Source organism: Flavobacterium sp., from assembly GCF_031411595.1.
Taxonomy (GTDB): domain Bacteria; phylum Bacteroidota; class Bacteroidia; order Flavobacteriales; family Flavobacteriaceae; genus Flavobacterium.
In genome coordinates this window covers 24,311-43,393 of the sequence record NZ_JANOBI010000028.1, presented here as the reverse complement: position 1 = coordinate 43,393, position 19,083 = coordinate 24,311, and the positions used below count along the sequence as shown (strand labels likewise).

General features: G+C 38.2%; 13 protein-coding genes. 3 read left to right on the top strand and 10 right to left on the bottom strand.

The features are described from left to right. Nucleotides 1–3: 3 nt before the first annotated feature. Entirely contained in the window at nt 4–3,648 is a 3,645-nt protein-coding gene (locus tag RMO03_RS06335; RefSeq protein ID WP_309641253.1) for a choice-of-anchor D domain-containing protein, read from the bottom strand. A gap of 167 nt (nt 3,649–3,815) precedes the next feature. Here RMO03_RS06335 and RMO03_RS06330 point away from each other — a divergent pair, with 167 nt between their 5' ends. Further along, on the top strand, nt 3,816–4,286 hold the full coding sequence (locus tag RMO03_RS06330; RefSeq protein WP_309641252.1) for a regulatory protein RecX: 471 nt from the start codon (nt 3,816–3,818) through the stop codon (nt 4,284–4,286). 495 nt (nt 4,287–4,781) lie between these two features. On the opposite strand, the gene RMO03_RS06325 is transcribed toward RMO03_RS06330, so the two are convergent. From RMO03_RS06325 to RMO03_RS06310, 4 genes are all read right to left on the bottom strand, one after another. Continuing rightward, the gene (locus RMO03_RS06325; protein WP_309641251.1) at nt 4,782–5,939 is read right to left on the bottom strand and encodes a beta-ketoacyl synthase N-terminal-like domain-containing protein; all 1,158 of its coding nucleotides are present in this window, start codon (nt 5,937–5,939) and stop codon (nt 4,782–4,784) included. A gap of 182 nt (nt 5,940–6,121) precedes the next feature. Continuing rightward, entirely contained in the window at nt 6,122–7,393 is a 1,272-nt protein-coding gene (gene bioA / locus RMO03_RS06320; protein ID WP_309641250.1) for an adenosylmethionine--8-amino-7-oxononanoate transaminase, read from the bottom strand. A gap of 2 nt (nt 7,394–7,395) precedes the next feature. After that, nucleotides 7,396–8,013: a dethiobiotin synthase gene (gene bioD / locus RMO03_RS06315; protein ID WP_309641249.1), complete on the bottom strand. Its 618-nt coding sequence runs from the start codon at nt 8,011–8,013 to the stop codon at nt 7,396–7,398. A gap of 63 nt (nt 8,014–8,076) precedes the next feature. After that, entirely contained in the window at nt 8,077–9,231 is a 1,155-nt protein-coding gene (locus RMO03_RS06310; protein ID WP_309641248.1) for a pyridoxal phosphate-dependent aminotransferase family protein, read from the bottom strand. 130 nt (nt 9,232–9,361) lie between these two features. On the opposite strand from RMO03_RS06310, the gene RMO03_RS06305 reads away from it, so the two are divergent. Both RMO03_RS06305 and RMO03_RS06300 read left to right on the top strand, forming a co-directional pair. Beyond that, the gene (locus RMO03_RS06305; protein WP_309641247.1) at nt 9,362–9,877 is read left to right on the top strand and encodes a DUF2975 domain-containing protein; all 516 of its coding nucleotides are present in this window, start codon (nt 9,362–9,364) and stop codon (nt 9,875–9,877) included. Between the two features lie 3 nt (nt 9,878–9,880). After that, on the top strand, nt 9,881–10,090 hold the full coding sequence (locus RMO03_RS06300) for a helix-turn-helix transcriptional regulator (protein ID WP_309641246.1): 210 nt from the start codon (nt 9,881–9,883) through the stop codon (nt 10,088–10,090). A 224-nt stretch (nt 10,091–10,314) separates the two neighbouring features. Here RMO03_RS06300 and RMO03_RS06295 read toward each other — a convergent pair whose 3' ends face one another. From RMO03_RS06295 to glmS, 5 genes are all read right to left on the bottom strand, one after another. Next, complete coding sequence (locus RMO03_RS06295) at nt 10,315–10,596, bottom strand: F0F1 ATP synthase subunit epsilon (RefSeq protein ID WP_309641245.1); 282 nt, start codon at nt 10,594–10,596, stop codon at nt 10,315–10,317. Nucleotides 10,597–10,668: 72 nt separating this feature from the next. Then, a complete protein-coding gene (gene atpD / locus RMO03_RS06290) occupies nt 10,669–12,180 on the bottom strand; it encodes a F0F1 ATP synthase subunit beta (protein ID WP_309641244.1) in 1,512 nt (503 codons plus the stop codon). A gap of 246 nt (nt 12,181–12,426) precedes the next feature. Continuing rightward, nucleotides 12,427–14,007 carry an SGNH/GDSL hydrolase family protein gene (locus tag RMO03_RS06285; protein WP_309641243.1) on the bottom strand — a complete coding sequence of 527 codons (1,581 nt, stop codon included), beginning with the start codon at nt 14,005–14,007 and terminating at the stop codon, nt 12,427–12,429. 22 nt (nt 14,008–14,029) lie between these two features. Beyond that, nucleotides 14,030–16,945, bottom strand: a complete 2,916-nt coding sequence (locus RMO03_RS06280; RefSeq protein ID WP_309641242.1) for a TonB-dependent receptor domain-containing protein — start codon at nt 16,943–16,945, stop codon at nt 14,030–14,032. 287 nt (nt 16,946–17,232) lie between these two features. Then, a complete protein-coding gene (gene glmS, locus RMO03_RS06275; RefSeq protein WP_309641241.1) occupies nt 17,233–19,080 on the bottom strand; it encodes a glutamine--fructose-6-phosphate transaminase (isomerizing) in 1,848 nt (615 codons plus the stop codon). Nucleotides 19,081–19,083 lie beyond the last annotated feature (3 nt).

Genomic DNA, 19,083 nt, shown 5'->3' with positions numbered 1-19,083 from the left:
TTTTTAGTAAACTATCTTTTTAGTGATAGACATACCATTCTCGAGTTTAATTTTAATCAGTAAGACTTGATGGCTTGGCGAAATCTCATTGATGATAAGCGCCTCTTTATTGACTTTGTCATTACTATATATAGTCCTTCCCAGGACATCATAAACTATAATACTGTTTATATTTCCTATATATGATTTGATGTTGATTTGCTCTTTCGTGCTAACCACAACATTTTGATTCAAATTCTCAAACGTGTCATTTCCTAATAAATGATTCGTATAACGCAAAACAAAACGTTGGTCGAATCTTCCTGATGCTGTTGAAAAAGTATAGGGTGCTTGTTTCAAATCATGAATAATATTCAAATCTTTATCTTCCAAATAAATCGATTGATTGTTGTCTTTAAACAATCCGTCAGTGCTGGCAATTGCCATCGTGTAAGTATTAGCTGTAGCTACTTTAATTCCCAACGGAACCAAATCTGAATTGTCAAAAGGAATGGGTCTGCCTTGAATATTTAAAGCTTCATCATTAACTAATGAATATAAATTCTGATTCGAATCGAATTTTAAATAGGCATCATACAACCTGTCTTTATCAAAAGTAGCACCGTCGACATAGCCAACTAAAGTTCTCGAAACTGTTGCGTTTGGCCCGACCAAATCCAACCAAATTCTACTTTTATCCGCAGCCAAATTACTCTGACTCGAATGGCTCAATCTGAAGAATTGCGAATTATCGAAGGTTTTACTTCGCATCGCATTATTAAAATATACTTTTTGTGTATTATCCGCCAGACCATCAATCATGGAAACAAAAAAACCTTGCCCAGAAGGAATGTAACCATTGTAGCCCATCTGCACACTTGGCCCCGTTAGATTATAAAGAATAAAATCCGAAGCGGTATAGTTGTATAAATAGGAAGCATAAAAAGGATTGGTATATGCCGCGTTTGGTAAATTTCCATGTGTCCAAATTCTAATGACACCCTCAATATTAGTATTGTAAGTCATGAATGCCTTGGCATCAATAGCCGATGGATAAGGGTTTCCTATTAAGTTCCAATTGTCATCATGATTGGTAACCAAGTCGGTAATCGCCGGGTTTGGATTTGGATAATCAGGACCTGTATAACCACCTCGCTCAACATCCACGGCCACTATGCCATTGTTTGGAACGTTTCTGTACGGAGCTGTATAATCTGCTGCAGTCGTATTATTAAAACCACTTGGCCCCCGAACAATATAGCCTTTTCCCGTGATCATGTTTTCTGTCGTATTGACCCAAGTTCCAAAAAAACCGCCGATTTGCGGAATCCATTTCCATAAATGCGCCGTCGAAGTTGTTGGAGAAACACTGGTAAGTGGGAAATTAAATACCGGTGATGACAAATAAACATAGTCAAATTTCTTTACAGTATGAATACGATTTACGGTAACAGAACCAGTATTCACGCCAGTATCATTGACTTGAACTAAACTTCCATTGTCTTGCACTATTAAATTCCCTGTCCCAACCATCGTTAGATCATTCTGAATATTGATATAATCATTGGGTGAAATCGTTGCAATAAATCCGTTATTGACAACCAAACTACAAGCATCAAAACTTCCATTGGTTGCGGTATCATAATTAGCATTAATGGTTGCCACTTTTGTAGCAGATGTCACTCCTACTATATTATTGGTATCACGCCAATCGGTGCCATTCCAGGTTAAAGTCCCGTTAGAAATTTGCACAGCTATTGTCGACAAATAACAGGTTGAAGTATTTTCTCTTACTTGACAATAATATTGGTATCCATTCAAACCCGCAATTGATGCAATATTAAGAGAATTTGTTGTTGTTCCTGTATAAACACCAGTGTTCGTCAAAGAAGTCCAAGCGGCAGTATTCGGCGCCACTACAAACCATTGATAAGCCAATGGGTTACTTCCTACAAATCCTTCTGCAGCGGTAACAGATAAAGCAGCTGTTGAACTAGTGCAAGTTAAAGAAACTGCTGGCTGTACTGAAATCGTTGGCGGTACTGGCGGTGTAGAATCAAAGATTCCTAAATTGGCGCAATTCTCGGTGTCGTTTGAATTCCAATCAGCATCAACAAAGGTCATTGATGGTCCAGTTGATGACACACGAATCATCGAATACCCGACGTTATTTCTAGTCTTTACTCGATCAACAAGTATATTTGCCGACCCTCCTTTTGTCAAATCAATTCTATCATCCGCATTAAAACCTGACCCTAAAGTGCCATATGGTGTTCCTACTTGTGCGGCACAAGTTACTGTGGCATCAGCTCTTATCAAAATCACTTGCCCAACAGCGATAATTCCGGTTAGGGCAACTTCAATCGCCGGTGCTCCGACATCAGTAAAATTGGCAAAACGTCTTAGCTTATATCCCGTCATATCAATTGCACCCGAAGTACCGTTGTATAATTCAATAACACCACCTGAACCAGCTTGCGCATCATATATTTCTGAAATAATTAAATCGGTGTATACGGCAGAAGTTCCTTCACAAGAAGTCAAAGACTTATCAATATAAGTGAATGCTGCTGTGGCGGCACAAGGTTGAATATCCGTAATTACAATTCCGCCTGAAGACCCGCCTACAGGAACAACAATAACTAATTGTGTCGCTGTACTCGATAAAACTGTGGCTGTAACACCGCCAACTTTGGCAGTTGCTGAAGCTAAATTTCCTGAACTTGCCGTAATAGAAACTATTGTTCCTTGTGGCCCTGATGCTGGATAAACAGACGCAATTACAGCCGAAGTACACGTGGTTCCTGTTCCTTGTATATTAAAATTGTATGGATTTTCATCCGAATCGTTATTGGCTATGGTTAAAGTAGCGGTTCTTAATCCGGCTGCTGAAGGTGTAAACGTAATTTCAAAAGTTGTTGTCCCTGAAGTTGCTGCCACCGGAGTAACAGGAATAACCGACACAGAAAAATCTGCGGCATTAGTTCCGCTTATTGTTATGTATGGACTTGCTCCTGTTAGGTTTAATGCACCAGTTCCTGTATTTTGAATTACAAATACTTTGTTTACTGAGCTTCCAACAGATACTAAATCAAAATCCGTATTGTCTACGGTAGAAGGCGTTGTATCTCCATCAGCAATATTGGTTGCATTCCCTTGAACATTCATTTCTGAATTTGTATAGATTGTGGTCGCAACATCATCAATATATACTGTGGATGCAGTTCTATAAAACTGAAAAATTATATTGGGACTCGAGTCGTTTACTGTTGCCGTTTTTAAGACTGGTGCCCCAGTAGTGAGTGAAAATGGAGACCCCGTTGCGGCAATCCAATTGGCTCCACCATCTACAGAATAATTAACTTGAACTGATCCTGAAGCCGTACTTGATGACCCCCAAAAACTAACAGTTCCTACGCCACTAGTAATATTTGGTGATATTACCATTGCTCCCGTTTGGCTTCTTAATTGAAGACTATACATTCCTGATTTTACACCACTCGTTCCTCTAATAACACCATTGGCTTGTCCTGCCCACGTACCAGAGCCCAGAGTATATGAAGTTGTAGCTGTATATGCACTCGGAAGCCCTGATTCGAAACCTTCAGTTATTTGACTCCAAGAGAACGAACTCGTCAATAAGAGCAATAAAAGAACTTTTAATTTCATGGTCATAATATTAAATAATATAAACGCTAACTTTATCGCACAAAAAAAGTAGGCTGCTAGTTTTTTTCAGTAGATTGGGTAGTCAAAATTAAGGCTATTTTTATTAAAATCAACATTTTAACATTACTAAATTACTAACAAGTCTTTACAATTTTGCATTTTTATTTATGTCGAAACACTATACGAATCAAGAAGTTAAACAAAAATTAGAACATTTTTGTGCCTATCAAGAGCGTTGTCATAATGAGGTAATTCAAAAAATGCGAAGTATGGCAATCGATTCGGGAAGTATTGATGAAATTGTAGTGCATTTGATACAAAATCAATTTCTTAACGAAGAACGATTTGCCTGTAGTTTTTCACGAGGAAAACACCGCATCAAGTATTGGGGAAAGGTTCGAATCGTTAACGAATTAAAGGCACGAAATATCTCACAAAATATTATTGCAATTGCTTTAAAAGAAATTACTTCTGAAGAATATTCTACTACTTTTCACACTTTAAGCGAACGTCATTGGGAAAGCATTCTCGAAAAAAATAGCTTAAAAAAACGAAAAAAATTTTGTGATTTTATGCTTCGCAAAGGCTATGAAAGTAGTCTCGTATATGATAAACTAAAGCAATTGGAAAAAGAATAATCTCTTTCTATTTTTTATATATGTTTTCTTCGTTGAATGTTTTTATAACATTTTAATGAAGTGGTTTTTTACATTTTTAAAAACTTTTCTTACAGTTTTAAATTCACATATAAAAACTCATCCTCTTTTTATTTTACTGAAAACCAAAGACTTAACCGATTTTAAGTTCTCTTGGGTTATTTTATTTTTTGTAAGAAAAAATATCTGTTTAAATTAAATTTGTGTATTTAATCGGTTTTATGTTACATTTGGTCTATGTTTTATTTTAATCATGTGTCACCCAAATCTCAAAACCTATGAAAAGTATTACTCCTTTTAAGCTAAAAGAAAAGCACACCAAAATCCTTACAACCTTATTTAATCAATTGCATCTGATCATTATTACAATTGTGTTAATATTATACAGCGTTGAAACTGCATCAACCTAGAAGGCGATAAAACGTGATGACAGGGAAATTTATAAAATAAAACCTCTTGCAGATTGTAAGAGGTTTTTTATGCTTTGGAAATTAAAACACTAACCGCATTGCCACCAAAACCAACAGCATTGATTAATATTTTTCGAATTGGTTTTTTTACGTTCTGAATCTTTGTGAATGGGACGCCGATAAATTGTTGGTGCTGCAACATTAAAACAGCCAATTCGATACTAAGCATTCCTGAAGCGCCGAGCGTATGTCCAATTTTCCATTTATTTGTAGTCCGCATCGGCAAATCGGTTCCGAATATTTTTTGAATGGCTTTGTATTCTGATAAATCGCCTTTGATGGTTCCCGGTGCGTGCATCACAATCACATCTACTTCTGAAAGATTGGTGTTTTGCAATGCCATCGCCATCGATTTTTGAAAGCAATCAGCTTCCGCAGAAATTGAAGTGTTGTGTTCGAGCAATTCTGTTGCATAGCCAATGCCTTCAATATAGGCCAATGCGTTTTCTTTTTTACCAAGTTCTAAGCAGCAAACTGCTGCGCCTTCACCAAGAACCATTGTGTTTTGGGTTTTCTCTAAATCGAGTGCACGGTTAGGAAAGTCCTGATTTTCTTTGGAGTAAATTTTCATTGCTTGCATTTGTGCTATCGTGAAATCGGTTAATGGCGCTTCACTTCCACCGACCAAAAACTTATCTGCCATCCCAGATTTGAGCCAAGCGACGCCATTTAATAATGCATGCAAAGCAGTTGAACACGTAATCGAATGTGAGATTTCCGGGCCGTCGGATTGTAAGTCATGTGCCACCCAAGAAGAAATATTGCCTAAAGTTGTAGTCGGTGAAGCTAAGGTTTGTGCTCTTCCTGTTTTTAAAAAATCAATATGGTGTTTTTCGAATAATAAAGTTGCTCCGCGCGATGAACCAATGTTGATTCCAAAAACAGCTTCTTTATTCCAACCCGATTGTTTGATGGCTTTTCTGGAAACTGCAATGGCAAACAAAACGGAATCGTCTAAGGATTTGTATTTGATGTCTGATTTTTTTAAGGCATCAATCAATGCTTTAGAATCGGAATCCAATGGTGCGATGAAGGCTTTTTGGGTGCCAAAATCTTGGTATACAAAACAATGGTTTGGGTTGTTGTATTGTTCCCAAATTTGTTTTGGATGGTTCCCTAAAGGCGATAGAGAAGCGAGAGCGGTGATGGCAATAATTTCAGACAAGTTTCAGATTTTAACCGCAAAGGTCGCAAAGTTTTTCGCAAGGAGCGCAACGGTTTGGGTACTTTGTTTTAAATCGATTTTAGTTGGTGGCTTGATGCCCTAGCCCTGATAGCAGCGGTATCCTTTTGTGCCGGTGTTCGGCGCAAAAGATTGAGCGTATAGCAGGAAATAGCTCCTCAAAATTACACTATTTCTAAAGCATTTTCTACAACTTGATAGACTTTTTCGAGTTGATTGTCGGTCATAACATAAGGCGGTAAAATATAAATAATATTACCCACTGGGCGCATGATAATACCGTTTTCGATGAAGAAATTGTAGAGTTTGTTGCGCAAGGTTCCATAATAACTTTCTTGGTTTTCGGTTTGAATTTCTAGTGCGAAGATGACACCTAAAATCCTTGTCGTCTTTACTTTCGAATGGTTTTTTATTTTGCTTTGAAAGCGTACATGACGCTGATGAATGCGTTCAATATTGGCTTGCATTTCGTCGGATTGCAACAACTTCAAACTCGCTAATGCAGCCGCACAACCTGTTGGATTTGCCGTGAATGTATGTCCGTGAAATAATGCTTTGTTGGTGTCGTCATCGTAAAATCCGTTGAAAATTTCTTGGGTGAATGTCGTAATCGCCATCGGAATCGTACCGCCGGTCAAGGCTTTCGACAAACACATCATGTCGGGTTGCTGCACAAGATAATCGCAGGCAAAGGTTTTTCCGGTTTTTCCGAAACCCGTCATGACTTCATCTGCAATGGTGAAAACGTTATTTTCTTTGCAAATAGAAAGTAAATCATCTAGGATTTCCGGCGCATACATCACCATTCCAGCGGCACCTTGTACTAACGGTTCGAAAATAAAAGCCGCGCAAGCATCGGATTGAATCGCATTTTGTAACGCTTCCTTACTTCGAGTTTCGTTTCCTAAAGTCGGTACCGGAATCCGAATGACATCAATCAACGAACCTTGAAATGCTTCGGTAAAAAAAGAAATCCCGCTCGAAGCCATGGCTCCGAATGTATCGCCATGAAAGGCATTTTCGAACGCGATGATCTTGGTGCGTTTTTCACCTTTGTTGTAAAAATATTGCAAAGCTGCTTTGAGTGCAACTTCGACGGCGGTTGAACCGTTATCGGAAAAGAAAATTTTCTTTTGGTTTGAAGGTAGGATTTGTAATAATTGCTCCGACAATAATACTGCGGGTTTATTTGTAAAACCTCCGAAAAGCACATGTTCGAGTGTTGTCAGTTGTTCGTATATCGCATCGGCAATAACACGATTGCAATGACCGAACGGGTTCACCCACCAAGAAGCAATCGCATCGATGTATTCTTTCCCGGTTTCATCCCAAAGCAAAGCACCTTCGCCTTTTACAATCGCAGGAAGCAAGCCCGTAGTTTTATGTTGCGTATATGGATGCCAATGATATAATTGGTCTTTTTCGGATAGGTTCATGCTTATAACTTTTCTAATTTTTCACGGAACGCATCGGCATATTCTGCAATGACATTTTGATCGAAATAGGGTTCATCGTTAATTCTCCCAATCATTGGGATATTGGTTTTGTTGAGGATAATCGATTCTGTCGCTTCATTTTCATCGCCATTAAAAATAATTCCGACGATTTTTATTTTACGGTTTTGCAGCGCTTCAATCGTTAGTAATGTATGGTTGATACTTCCTAAATAATGGCGAGAAATGAGGATTACTTTATAATCAGGTTGGATTAAATCGATGATAGTATTGGTGTCATTTAATGGTACTAAAATACCGCCTGCGCCTTCAATGACGAGGTGGTTTTTGGTTTTTGGTTCGGTGATTTTTTTTAAATCGATGGTGATTCCGTCTAGTTGTGCAGCAAGATGTGGACTCGCAGGCGTTTGCAAAGCATAACTATTGGGATGAATTTTCGACTGGATATTCGAAAGATATTTTTTAATTGTATGACTGTCGGAATTGTCAATATCGCCTGCCTGTATGGGTTTCCAATAATCGGCTTCGAGTGCTTCAGTGATAATGGCGGCGGCTATGGTTTTGCCTATGTTGGTTCCGATTCCGGTGATGAATAGTTTCATAATTTTTAACCGCAAAGTTCGCGAAGGCTTCGCAAAGTTCACAAAGATATTAGTTACTGATATTTATTGCTTTTCGAATACAAAAGTACTTAACAAAGATAGCAATGTTGTAATTTCTTTTTCTGAATTAAAACTATGCAGGCAAATCCGGAGTCGCTCTTGACCTTCAGGTACTGTTGGTGATAAAATGGGTTTGACATCGAAACCGTTTTGTTGCAATTGTGTAGCGATGGCTTTTACTTTTTCATTGCCGGGTATAATGGCACTTTGAATGGCTGATTTGCTTTGAACGAACATGGGTTTCAATCCCAGTTGCATTTTTTGTTGGTTGAAGGAATTGATGTTGGCGCGCAATTGGTTCGTTTCATTATTTTGAGTTTGCAGATATTGATACGCTATCAAGATGGTGGCAATCGCGTGTGGCGAAAGTCCGGTTGTATAGATAAAACTTCGCGCAAAATTGACTAAGTAATTTTTGAGTTGATGGCTTCCTAAAACTGCAGCTCCGTGACAACCCAATCCTTTTCCAAACGTCATGATTCTTGCGAAAATTTTATCTTGAAGTTGCAGACTTTGTATTAATCCTTCTCCTTGATTTCCGAAAACGCCTAAGGCATGGGCTTCATCAATGACAAGATGGGCTTGATGTTTTTCGGCGAGATTAGTGAGTTCTTCGAGATTGGGTGCGTCACCATCCATTGAAAAAACAGATTCCGTAGCGATGTAGATGATTGTCGGTTGCTCTGTGTGACAAAACTGCAATAGTCGCTCTAAATCTTCGTAGTCATTGTGGTGGTATTTATAGGACTTCGCACTTGATATTCGGATGCCGTCACGAATCGAAGCGTGGCATAATTCGTCGTATAAAATGAAATCTCCTTTTTGAGGAACGCTGCTAAAAAATCCAACGTTGGCATCATAACCTGAATTGAAAATCAATGCGGATTCGGCTTGATGAAATTTTGCAATCTGATTTTCTGTAATGGCATATAAAGGATGATTTCCTGAAAGCAACCGTGAACCTGTTGCGCCATTTTCGAGATAATCATTGTCGATTAAGAACTGATGCGTTTGATGAAAAATAGTTTCAGATTTTGCAAAACCCAGATAATCATTCGAAGCAAAATCGATGTTGCATGTTGCAGAAGGCAATTGGCGCAGCGCGTTGTTTTGCTTTCGGGTTTCGAGTTTGTCGGTTAGGTTTTTTGGAAACTTCATGAAAGCAAAGTTATGGTTTTTGGCAAACATTCATTTAAGTATTCTAAAAATAAAATTATTGTTTTTAATTGTTTTATTATCGTTTATCAATAATTTTTATATATTTGATGCCACTTTAAACATAACAAAAATGAAAAAAATTTACCAACTTAAAAGCATATTGGATATTGTTATCGTATTCTCGATGGTCGTTATGGTTGCCGGGCTTCTTGGTTTACTTTTGGGTTTAATAACCGGTAACATGTCGAAATTGAATGTCGAAATTGGCGGTGAGAAAATAGATCATTTTGATGCGGCTTTTTACGTCGTCGCGTTATTAATGGCTTCCGGTTATGGTTTGTTTGTTTATTCGATTTATGAGTTGAAGAAACTCATTGCCATGTTTGTTAGAAAAGAATTCTTTACCGATTTATCCGTCAAATCTTTGAAAACAATTGGTATTTCGATGTTGGCTTCGTCAGTATTGATTATGGTTCCGGCATATATTTATGGCGCACTGAATGACGCAACCATTCACTTAACCATGAGTTCGATCAGACCCGAGTCGATGGCATTTTCTATTATTATTTCTTTGTTTTTTATTATTTTGAGTTACATTTTTAATGAAGCGAAGATGATAAAAGATGAAAATGAACTTACCATTTAAACCATGCCTATCGTTTTAAATTTGGATGTGATGCTTGCCAAACGCAAGATGCGGTCGAATGAACTCGCGGAACGCATTGGCATTACTACGGCCAATCTTTCGATTTTAAAAACCGGGAAAGCCAAAGCGGTTCGGTTCTCGACGTTGGAAATGATTTGTGAAATTCTGGAGTGTCAGCCCGGTGATATTTTGGAATATGTGGCGGAAAAGTAGTTTTTAGAACGTTGCCCTAGCCCGGATAGTAATGGAAATCCTTTTGTGCCGGCGTTTACTTCGTCAGTTCGCCAAGGCTCGGGTGGCGCAAAAGATTGGGAATGGATAGCCGGAAATAGCTTCTGGTACTTACGCTGATTGAGATTGCTTCGTTTCACTCGCAATGACTTGCAAATAAAAACGCCCCGACAAAATCGAGGCGTTCTTTTTATAACTTATTTTTTTTAGTCGACTAAGACGATGACTTTGTTGTCTTTCATCTCGATGGTTCCGGAATCAATCGCGATCGTGTAGGTTTGCTCGTTGATTTTGGTGAATTTTCCGGCAACTTCTTTATCGAGTTTGAAACTTGTTGCAGCAATCTTGATGTCGCCATCTTTGAGTGTCGCTACAATCGGTGCGTGGTGGTTTAGAATTTGGAAACTACCTGCAACGCCCGGAAGTGTTACTGAAGTAACTTCGCCTTGGAACAATTTGGATTCTGGTGATACTATTTCTAAAATCATAATTTGATTAATTACGAATTTTAAATTACGAATTACGAATGATGCTTCGTAATTCGTAATTCGTAATTCTTATTATGCTTCCGCCAACATTTTTTGTCCGGCTTCTACTACGTCTTCGATGGTTCCTTTTAGGTTGAAAGCCGCTTCTGGCAAGTGATCTAATTCACCGTCGATGATCATGTTGAATCCTTTGATGGTGTCTTTGATATCTACCAAAACGCCTGGAATACCTGTAAACTGCTCCGCTACGTGGAAAGGTTGTGACAAGAAACGTTGTACACGACGCGCTCTTGATACGGATAATTTGTCTTCTTCTGACAATTCTTCCATACCTAAGATGGCGATGATATCTTGTAATTGTTTGTATTTCTGAAGGATTTCTTTAACTCTTTGTGCGCAATCGTAGTGCTCAGCTCCTAAGATTTGTGGTGTTAGGATTCTTGATGTAGAATCAAGTGGATCTACCGCTGGGTAAATTCCTAGCTCGGCAATCTTACGTGACAATACGGTTGTTGCATCTAAGTGGGCAAATGTTGTTGCCGGTGCCGGATCGGTTAAGTCATCCGCAGGTACGTATACCGCTTGTACTGAAGTAATAGATCCTTTATTGGTTGATGTGATACGTTCTTGCATCGCACCCATTTCTGTTGCTAATGTTGGTTGGTAACCTACCGCTGATGGCATACGGCCTAGAAGTGCTGATACTTCAGAACCTGCTTGGGTAAAACGGAAGATGTTATCTACGAAGAACAATACGTCTTTTCCTTGGTCTGTTCCTGCTCCGTCACGGAAATATTCTGCGATGGTTAATCCTGAAAGTGCTACACGAGCACGAGCTCCAGGTGGTTCGTTCATTTGTCCGAAAACGAAAGTCGCTTTTGACTCTCTCATGCCCGGCATATCTACTTTTGATAAATCCCATCCGCCTTCTTCCATAGAATGCATAAAGGCATCACCATATTTTATGATTCCTGACTCTAACATCTCACGAAGCAAGTCATTTCCTTCACGCGTTCTTTCACCTACTCCTGCGAATACTGAAAGTCCACCGTGACCTTTTGCAATATTGTTGATTAATTCCTGAATCAAAACGGTTTTACCAACACCTGCACCACCGAACAAACCAATTTTTCCTCCTTTTGCATAAGGCTCGATAAGGTCGATTACTTTGATTCCTGTGAATAACACTTCAGATGACGTTGATAAATCTTCGAATTTTGGTGCCGGTCTGTGGATTGACAAACCATTATCACCCGTTTTAGGCAATTCACCCAAGCCATCAATAGCATCACCGATTACGTTGAATAAACGTCCGTAAACATCTGCCCCGATTGGCATTTTGATTGGGTTTCCTGTTCCTACTACTTCATAACCTCTGCTCAAACCGTCGGTTGAATCCATCGAAATGGTACGAACGGTGTTTTCACCAATATGAGATTGTACTTCAAGTACTAATAAAGTACCGTCTTTTTTAGTGATTTCTAATGAATCATAAATTTTTGGAAGTTCAACATCTTTACCGTTGAAAACTACGTCGACTACCGGGCCGATGATTTGTGCAACTTTTCCTATTACTTTTGACATTGCTTATGTATTTATTAAATAGCTATTTAGGTTTATGAAAATAGAGCGTAAAAACACCTCTTTTTTTCGAGTGCAAAGATAATTTTTTAAAATAAAAAATCAATATTTTTTTGATAAAAAAACAGCAAGAAATTGTGGTATTGTTTGTTAATGGTATTTAAAGCAGTGAATCTTATTTTGAAATGCTTTTAAATAAAAAAGCCACTCGGTATTTTGAGTGGCTTTATATTGATTAATACTGATTTATCAAGGCAAATTATACGGATACAAAATCGGATAACTACCTACATTGACTCCTTTTAAATTAGAATGGTACTTCTCATTGATTTTTTCGAGAAACTTGTTTGCAATAAAAGCATAACCTCTTGGACTAGGATGAACACCATCGAGTGAAAACACACCACCGGATACGAATGCTGAAGTTAATGTGAAACTGTCGGCTACAATTCCGCCTGAGTTTATTTTTGTTAGAATGTCATTAGCATCTACAAAAGCGAGGTTGTGGCTGTCTGCTTGGCTTTTAATGGTAATATTATAAGCTGTTGTCGCCGTATTTAATTCTGTTATTTCAGATGGCAACAACACATATTTATCTTCCATAGGATAGGTAATTCCTCTAACAGAAAAACTAGCAAGTGATGCCGGAAGAGGTACTGTTGAACCTATAGCGGCTTTGGTAGTTAAAAGAATCAAATCGCCTGCTTTGGAGTGGCGCGCTTTTCCGTATGTTGCTCCCAGAAAAGGTGCCAAAGCAACCAGTTGAGGGTTTCCGCTATTTTGAGCTGCGAAAGTAATATTAGCTCCCATATCGTCTAATGATTCATCGGTAATTAACAAAGGGTTGGCTTCAGTGGTAGAATAGAATTGAACTCGATCAGCCTGACCGAATGGTGTCAACAATTGTCTTAACACACCAATTAAATTGGTATTTAAGTTATTGATTACAGCAATATCATTTACTGAAACCGGATAGACCACTTTACAATCTGTTTCGTTGGCATCAGGTAGGTTGGCACCAACATAAATCAAATTAGGTGCTAATGGTTTTACCGGAATAGTGGTAAAGAAAGGAATGGTACTTACAAAAGGAATATTAGCAACAACGCCTTTGGCTCCATTAGCAGTTAATCCGTCAACAATGGCCGCATATGAACTGTCAAAACCTACTCCAACACTACCCGCAGAAGGCGTAATTGGATTTGTTCCATCACCACCCGATAAAGCGTAACCCAGCACGTCGTTGCTTCCTATCCATAGCGAAAAGAATGTTGGCGATTGTGCTGTAGCATATTCTAAAACAGTCTGTGTTGCAGAGGTAGCAATCCTACCGAAATACGGGCTTGCGCCAGCATATCCTGGAGTTACCAAGTGAATACATTTGGCTCCAGGCACACCTGTATTGTTGTATGGCCCGTTGGCCGCGATTGACACTCCGAGTTGGGTGCCTGAAATTCCAGGAACAAGTTCCGGCAATGTGCATCCATTCAAGTAAAATCTAACTGGTGTTGCTGAAAATTGCGCTCCTCCTGCAGAGAAACCACCAAGATTATCGTTCATATAAGGGATTTTAAACTCACCACCGCCTACTAGTGCAAACTGTTGTGATAGAATATTAGGATAAGATCCTTGTTGTCCTTTTATAAAAAGAGCTCCATCACTATATCCTGCACACAAGGAGTTTCCCAGAGAAACGTAGTTAGAGAAATCTGCTTCACCAGCCGTTAGGGGTAATCCGTCTGAAGAATTATAGTTTGTGACTTCATCACTTTTATCACACGCTATGAAGGTTAAAGAAACCAGTAATAGCCATTTGAAATTTTTTATCATGATTCTGTATTTTTAATTTTAATTAAGGATTGATGGTCAAAGAAACAAAATACTGCTGGCCAATGGCTCCGGCTCCTAATACTTGATAGTATTCTTTGCTTCCTATATTGGTCGCTCCTACTTTGAGAATGGATTTTAAAGACGGAATATTGTAATTGATCTGAGCGTCAAGAACTGTAGCTGCATCAATCATACCGTCTGCAAATGTAGATTCCCATAAATATTCTTGATTCCATCTTCCGCTGATATTAAATCCAAAATTCTTGAATAAATTATCATTGCTAATCGAAGCTTTAACTCTGTGTTTAGGTGTGTTGAAACTCGCTTCGAAGCTTGGGTCTTTTTCTTTATCAAAAGAAAATTCAGCATAATTATAGTTAGCCGAAAGCTCGAAGTTTTTAATGATTTTTTTACTAACGCCCACTCCAAAACCCAATGATGTAATTTCGACATCGGTATTGGTATAAATCTGATAGACTCTGGAATCTCTGTTCGCAAGTGCATTTGCTGAAGTATTCGTAGTTGTATCTGGGTTAGTAACTGCCGTACCATAATATGGTGTAACGACATTATAATTTCCAATGAAGTTATTGTAGATGTTATAATAACCATTAACATCCCATGAAAATCCTTTAGCGGTTCCTCGGTATCCTAAATCAAATGCTTTGACTTCTTCCGGTTTTACTAATGCCACGTTGGCTTTTACCAATAACTTAGCGGCATTGGCCAAACCTGATGGAGGGCCGGATCGGTATGCGGAATCAAATAACAAATAAGATTCTTCAGTAAATGAGTTATAATAAGCATCTTCTCCGTTTAGAGTTTTGGTTGTTGCGCCTAACACCCCTACACCGTAGTCAGAAATCAGGCCGCTTCCGTTGATGTTTTCTCCTCTGACCTCATTAAATCTAAGCAGGTTGTCTTCGGCAGAGCCTATTAGCACACGGCTTCCAATATCAAAACCAATATATTGATCCTGGGTTGTAGGGTTTCTGAAACCAGTTTGGAAAGAACCTCGGATATTGTGGTTTTTTTGTTGATCAACAGCATAAACAAAAGAAACTCTTGGGGAAAAATTACCGTCGAAATTTTTTGATTTGTCATACCTTACAGAGCCTGTCAATTTCAACCTATCTTCCATAAGTTTTTTCTGAACCTGAGTATAAATCCCGTATTCATTATAAGTGATATGGCTTAGATCATCAGTATAAATTCTGCCATGTGAATTCAAATCATACAACCTATATGATCCGCCGACCTGAATCTCAGCAGGTTTAAAAATATCTTTGAAATTATAATTCACATCTGAATGGTAGATCTGAGAGTTGTCTACAAGTTTTGATCCTGTTAATACATCTGGGTCTGAAACTACTTTATTAAAGGCGTTTTTAAATTCCGGAGTGCCAGGCATAAATCTCGGCTGCCCGCCTCCTAATGCAGCAACAGAAGGAAGGTTTATCCCTGTTGATGGATCGGGTGTGATGTTGTAATCGGCGAAATTTCTTGCTATTGCATGTGCACCTGAAGGGGCTTGGCCCGCAAGCGTAGACAGAATATAAGCAGCACCATATTGCTGAAACCACGCTTGATCTGATTTCCATGCTCTGTTGATATTCAATGCGGTAAAAGTCATATCATAAGATTTTCCTCCATCTTCTGTTGTCGTATAACCTCTGATGAAAAAGTTTTTGCCTTTTAATTCCAACTTATGCTGTTGTATGAAAAAGTTGTTTAGATTGTATCGGCTAGCTCCTTGGTAAATCGAGTTCCCAAAACCAAACTTGCTTTGCGCGATTAACTCTATATCGCTATAATTAGCACTTTTGGCAAATGGCTTGAAATGGATGGAAAAATCTACCTTCGCATTCCGTACTTTATTTTCTGTCAAATCAGTTTCGTTATATCCGGTTCTTGTAATCACATCATTTGGTAAAATGTTATAAGGTGCCGAACCGAACGCTTGTCTTGATTTTAAATTCAATGCCGCTTCATCACCATAAACGTTGAGTCCGTCATAGCCATAAAACTCTCTTGTGTTACCTGTTTCAAGTCCATTTCTGTATTCATTATAGTTCGTTGAAAACCAATCCGTTCCTTTGAGGAATGTAAAATTTGCTTTGGCGGCAAGATAAGGTGAAAAAGCTTTGGCAACCCGGACACCATAATCATAATATTCATTTGTTCCTGCGGCATTCTGGCTAGTCGATCCATATTTAACATAGGCTGAAACTCCCTGATATGTGAATGGACTTTTACTATTCATAAATAAAATTCCATTAAAAGCATTAGCACCGTATAATGCTGAAGAAGCACCTGGTAAAAGCTCTACATTCTGTACATCAATTTCGGACACCCCTATTAAATTCCCTAAAACAAAGTTTAACAACGGCGACGAATTGTCCATTCCGTCTACCAATTGTAGAAAACGATTATTAGCAACTGTCGCAAAACCACGGGTGTTAATCGATTTGAATGACATACTGCTTGTATTCATATGCACTTCCTTCAAGTTTTCGAGACCGTCATAAAATGTTGGCGATGCAGTTTTCTTAATATCTTTAATTGTCATTCGCTCAATAGTTACCGGAGATTCTCGAACACGTTCCGGAGTTCTTGAAGCGGATACAACAATCTCATCTAACTTGGTTTCTTCATCAGTCAGCACTATGGCTACTTTCTGATTTTCGGAAGTGATTTTTAGTTTTTTCACCCCATAACCTACACTACTAACCTCAATTGAAAAAGGCAATTTTGCGGCAGTGTTTAACTTGAAATTACCGTCAGAGTCGGTAGTAGTTCCTTCGGATTCGCCAGCAACTCTAATATTGGCTCCGGGAATGGGCTGCTTGTTACTATCCGTAACAGAACCTGTAACTATATTCTGAGCATTGATAATGCTACAAAAAAATAGTGACATAATGAATAAGTACAATTTCATTGGGTTTAAATTTTGTTGGTTTATCTAGCCAAAGTACAAATATTTTTATCATTAATAAAAAAAGGAAGTGCAAATTTCACTATCCTCAAAATAATTAACTCTTTACTGTTTATTTGCTATCCGAGCGTTTTTTAAGTTTTTGTTAACGTAATGTCGATATGGCTAAAAAAAATATTATGCACGCCTATTAAATGCAATTAAAATTGAATTAATCACAACAAACTGTTCTAAAAAACCCATAAAAAAAGCGAGAATAAATCTCGCTTTTTAAAATCAATATTTTGTTTTTATTCGACCGTAACCGATTTGGCTAAGTTTCTTGGTTGATCCACATTACAACCTCTCATCACCGCAATGTGATATGATAATAATTGCAATGGAATTGTAGTTAACAGTGGTGACAAAGCATCCGCTGTGTCCGGCACTTCGATAACATAATCCGCTAAATCACGAACTTGAACATCACCTTTGGTAACAACTGCAATAATTTTTCCGCTTCTCGATTTAATTTCTTGAATGTTACTTACCACTTTATCATAATGTCCTTGCTTTGGAGCAATTACAATCACGGGCATTTGTTCATCGATCAAAGCGATTGGACCGTGTTTCATTTCGGCCGCAGGATATCCTTCTGCATGAATATAAGAAATCTCTTTTAATTTCAATGCGCCTTCCAAAGCTACAGGGAAATTGTAACCTCTTCCTAAGTATAAGCAATTCGTAGCATCTTTGAATTTAGCCGCGATTTCTTTTGCTTTATCATTGGTTTCTAATGCTTCTTTCACTTTTTCAGGCATGATTTCCAATTCTTGTAAATATCGGTGGAAATCAGAATTAGAAAGTGTTCCTTTCGCTTTAGCCAAACGCAAAGCAATCATGGTTAATACTGTGATTTGCGTTGTAAATGCTTTTGTTGAAGCCACACCAATTTCGGGTCCGGCATGCGTATAAGCACCGGCATGCGTTTCTCTTGAAATCGAAGAACCAACAACATTACAAACTCCAAATACGAAAGCACCTCTTTCTTTAGCCAACTTGATAGCCGCCAAACTATCGGCAGTTTCACCCGATTGTGAGATCGCAATCACGACATCGCCTTTGTTGATAATTGGATTTCGGTATCTGAATTCTGATGCGTATTCAACCTCAACAGGAATACGTGCAAATTCTTCAATGATATATTCTGCGACTAGTCCGGCATGCCAAGACGTACCGCAAGCAATAATTAAAATTCTTTGAGCGTTTAGGAATTTCTCTAAATTATCTTCAACACCAGCCATTTGAATAATACCTTGATTGGCCAACAATCGACCTCTATAAGTATCTTTGATTACGCTTGGTTGCTCATAAATTTCTTTAAGCATGAAGTGATCATAACCGCCTTTTTCGATTTGCTCCAAGTTCATTTTTAATTCCTGAACATAAGGGTCTACCAAAGAATCGTCTTTAATTTTTCTTATTTTCAATGGCTTGTGTAAACGAACAATCGCCATTTCTTCGTCTTCTAAATAAATAGCGTTAGAAGTATATTCGATAAAAGGAGAAGCATCAGACGCAATGAAAAACTCTTCATTTCCTACACCAATCGCTAATGGACTTCCTAATCTCGCTACAATAATTTCATCGGGATTATTCTTGTCGAAAACACAAATAGCATACGCTCCGACCACTTGATTAAGAGCCACTTGAACAGCTTTCCCCAATTTAAGATTGTCTTTTTTCTGAACTTCTTCAATCAAATTCACTAATACTTCTGTATCGGTATCCGAATGAAAAGTATAACCTCTTTTAATCAATTCCTTTTTAAGCGGTTCGTAATTTTCAATAATACCGTTGTGAATAATGGCTAAATTTCCTGAATTTGACAAATGCGGATGAGAATTCACATCATTTGGAACTCCATGGGTTGCCCAACGGGTATGTCCCATACCAATATTTCCTTTTGAAGTACTTTCTTTTGAAGATTTTTCTTCCAAATCAGAAACTTTACCTTTTGTTTTGGAGACTTTTAAATCCTTTCCGTCAAAAAGCATAATTCCAGCACTATCATAACCTCTGTATTCTAAGCGTTTTAATCCTTTAATAATAATAGGATAGGCTTCTCTAAATCCGATATAACCGACAATTCCACACATAAA

Excerpts from the sequence above, each read along its gene's own strand:
- RMO03_RS06335 (WP_309641253.1), bottom strand. The coding sequence starts at position 3,648 with ATGAAATTAAAAGTTCTTTTATTGCTCTTATTGACGAGTTCGTTCTCT.
- RMO03_RS06330 (WP_309641252.1), top strand. The coding sequence starts at position 3,816 with ATGTCGAAACACTATACGAATCAAGAAGTTAAACAAAAATTAGAACAT.
- bioA (WP_309641250.1), bottom strand. The coding sequence starts at position 7,393 with ATGAACCTATCCGAAAAAGACCAATTATATCATTGGCATCCATATACG.
- bioD (WP_309641249.1), bottom strand. The coding sequence starts at position 8,013 with ATGAAACTATTCATCACCGGAATCGGAACCAACATAGGCAAAACCATA.
- RMO03_RS06310 (WP_309641248.1), bottom strand. The coding sequence starts at position 9,231 with ATGAAGTTTCCAAAAAACCTAACCGACAAACTCGAAACCCGAAAGCAA.
- RMO03_RS06305 (WP_309641247.1), top strand. The coding sequence starts at position 9,362 with ATGAAAAAAATTTACCAACTTAAAAGCATATTGGATATTGTTATCGTA.
- RMO03_RS06300 (WP_309641246.1), top strand. The coding sequence starts at position 9,881 with ATGCCTATCGTTTTAAATTTGGATGTGATGCTTGCCAAACGCAAGATG.
- RMO03_RS06295 (WP_309641245.1), bottom strand. The coding sequence starts at position 10,596 with ATGATTTTAGAAATAGTATCACCAGAATCCAAATTGTTCCAAGGCGAA.
- atpD (WP_309641244.1), bottom strand. The coding sequence starts at position 12,180 with ATGTCAAAAGTAATAGGAAAAGTTGCACAAATCATCGGCCCGGTAGTC.
- RMO03_RS06285 (WP_309641243.1), bottom strand. The coding sequence starts at position 14,007 with ATGATAAAAAATTTCAAATGGCTATTACTGGTTTCTTTAACCTTCATA.
- RMO03_RS06280 (WP_309641242.1), bottom strand. The coding sequence starts at position 16,945 with ATGAAATTGTACTTATTCATTATGTCACTATTTTTTTGTAGCATTATC.
- glmS (WP_309641241.1), bottom strand. The coding sequence starts at position 19,080 with ATGTGTGGAATTGTCGGTTATATCGGATTTAGAGAAGCCTATCCTATT.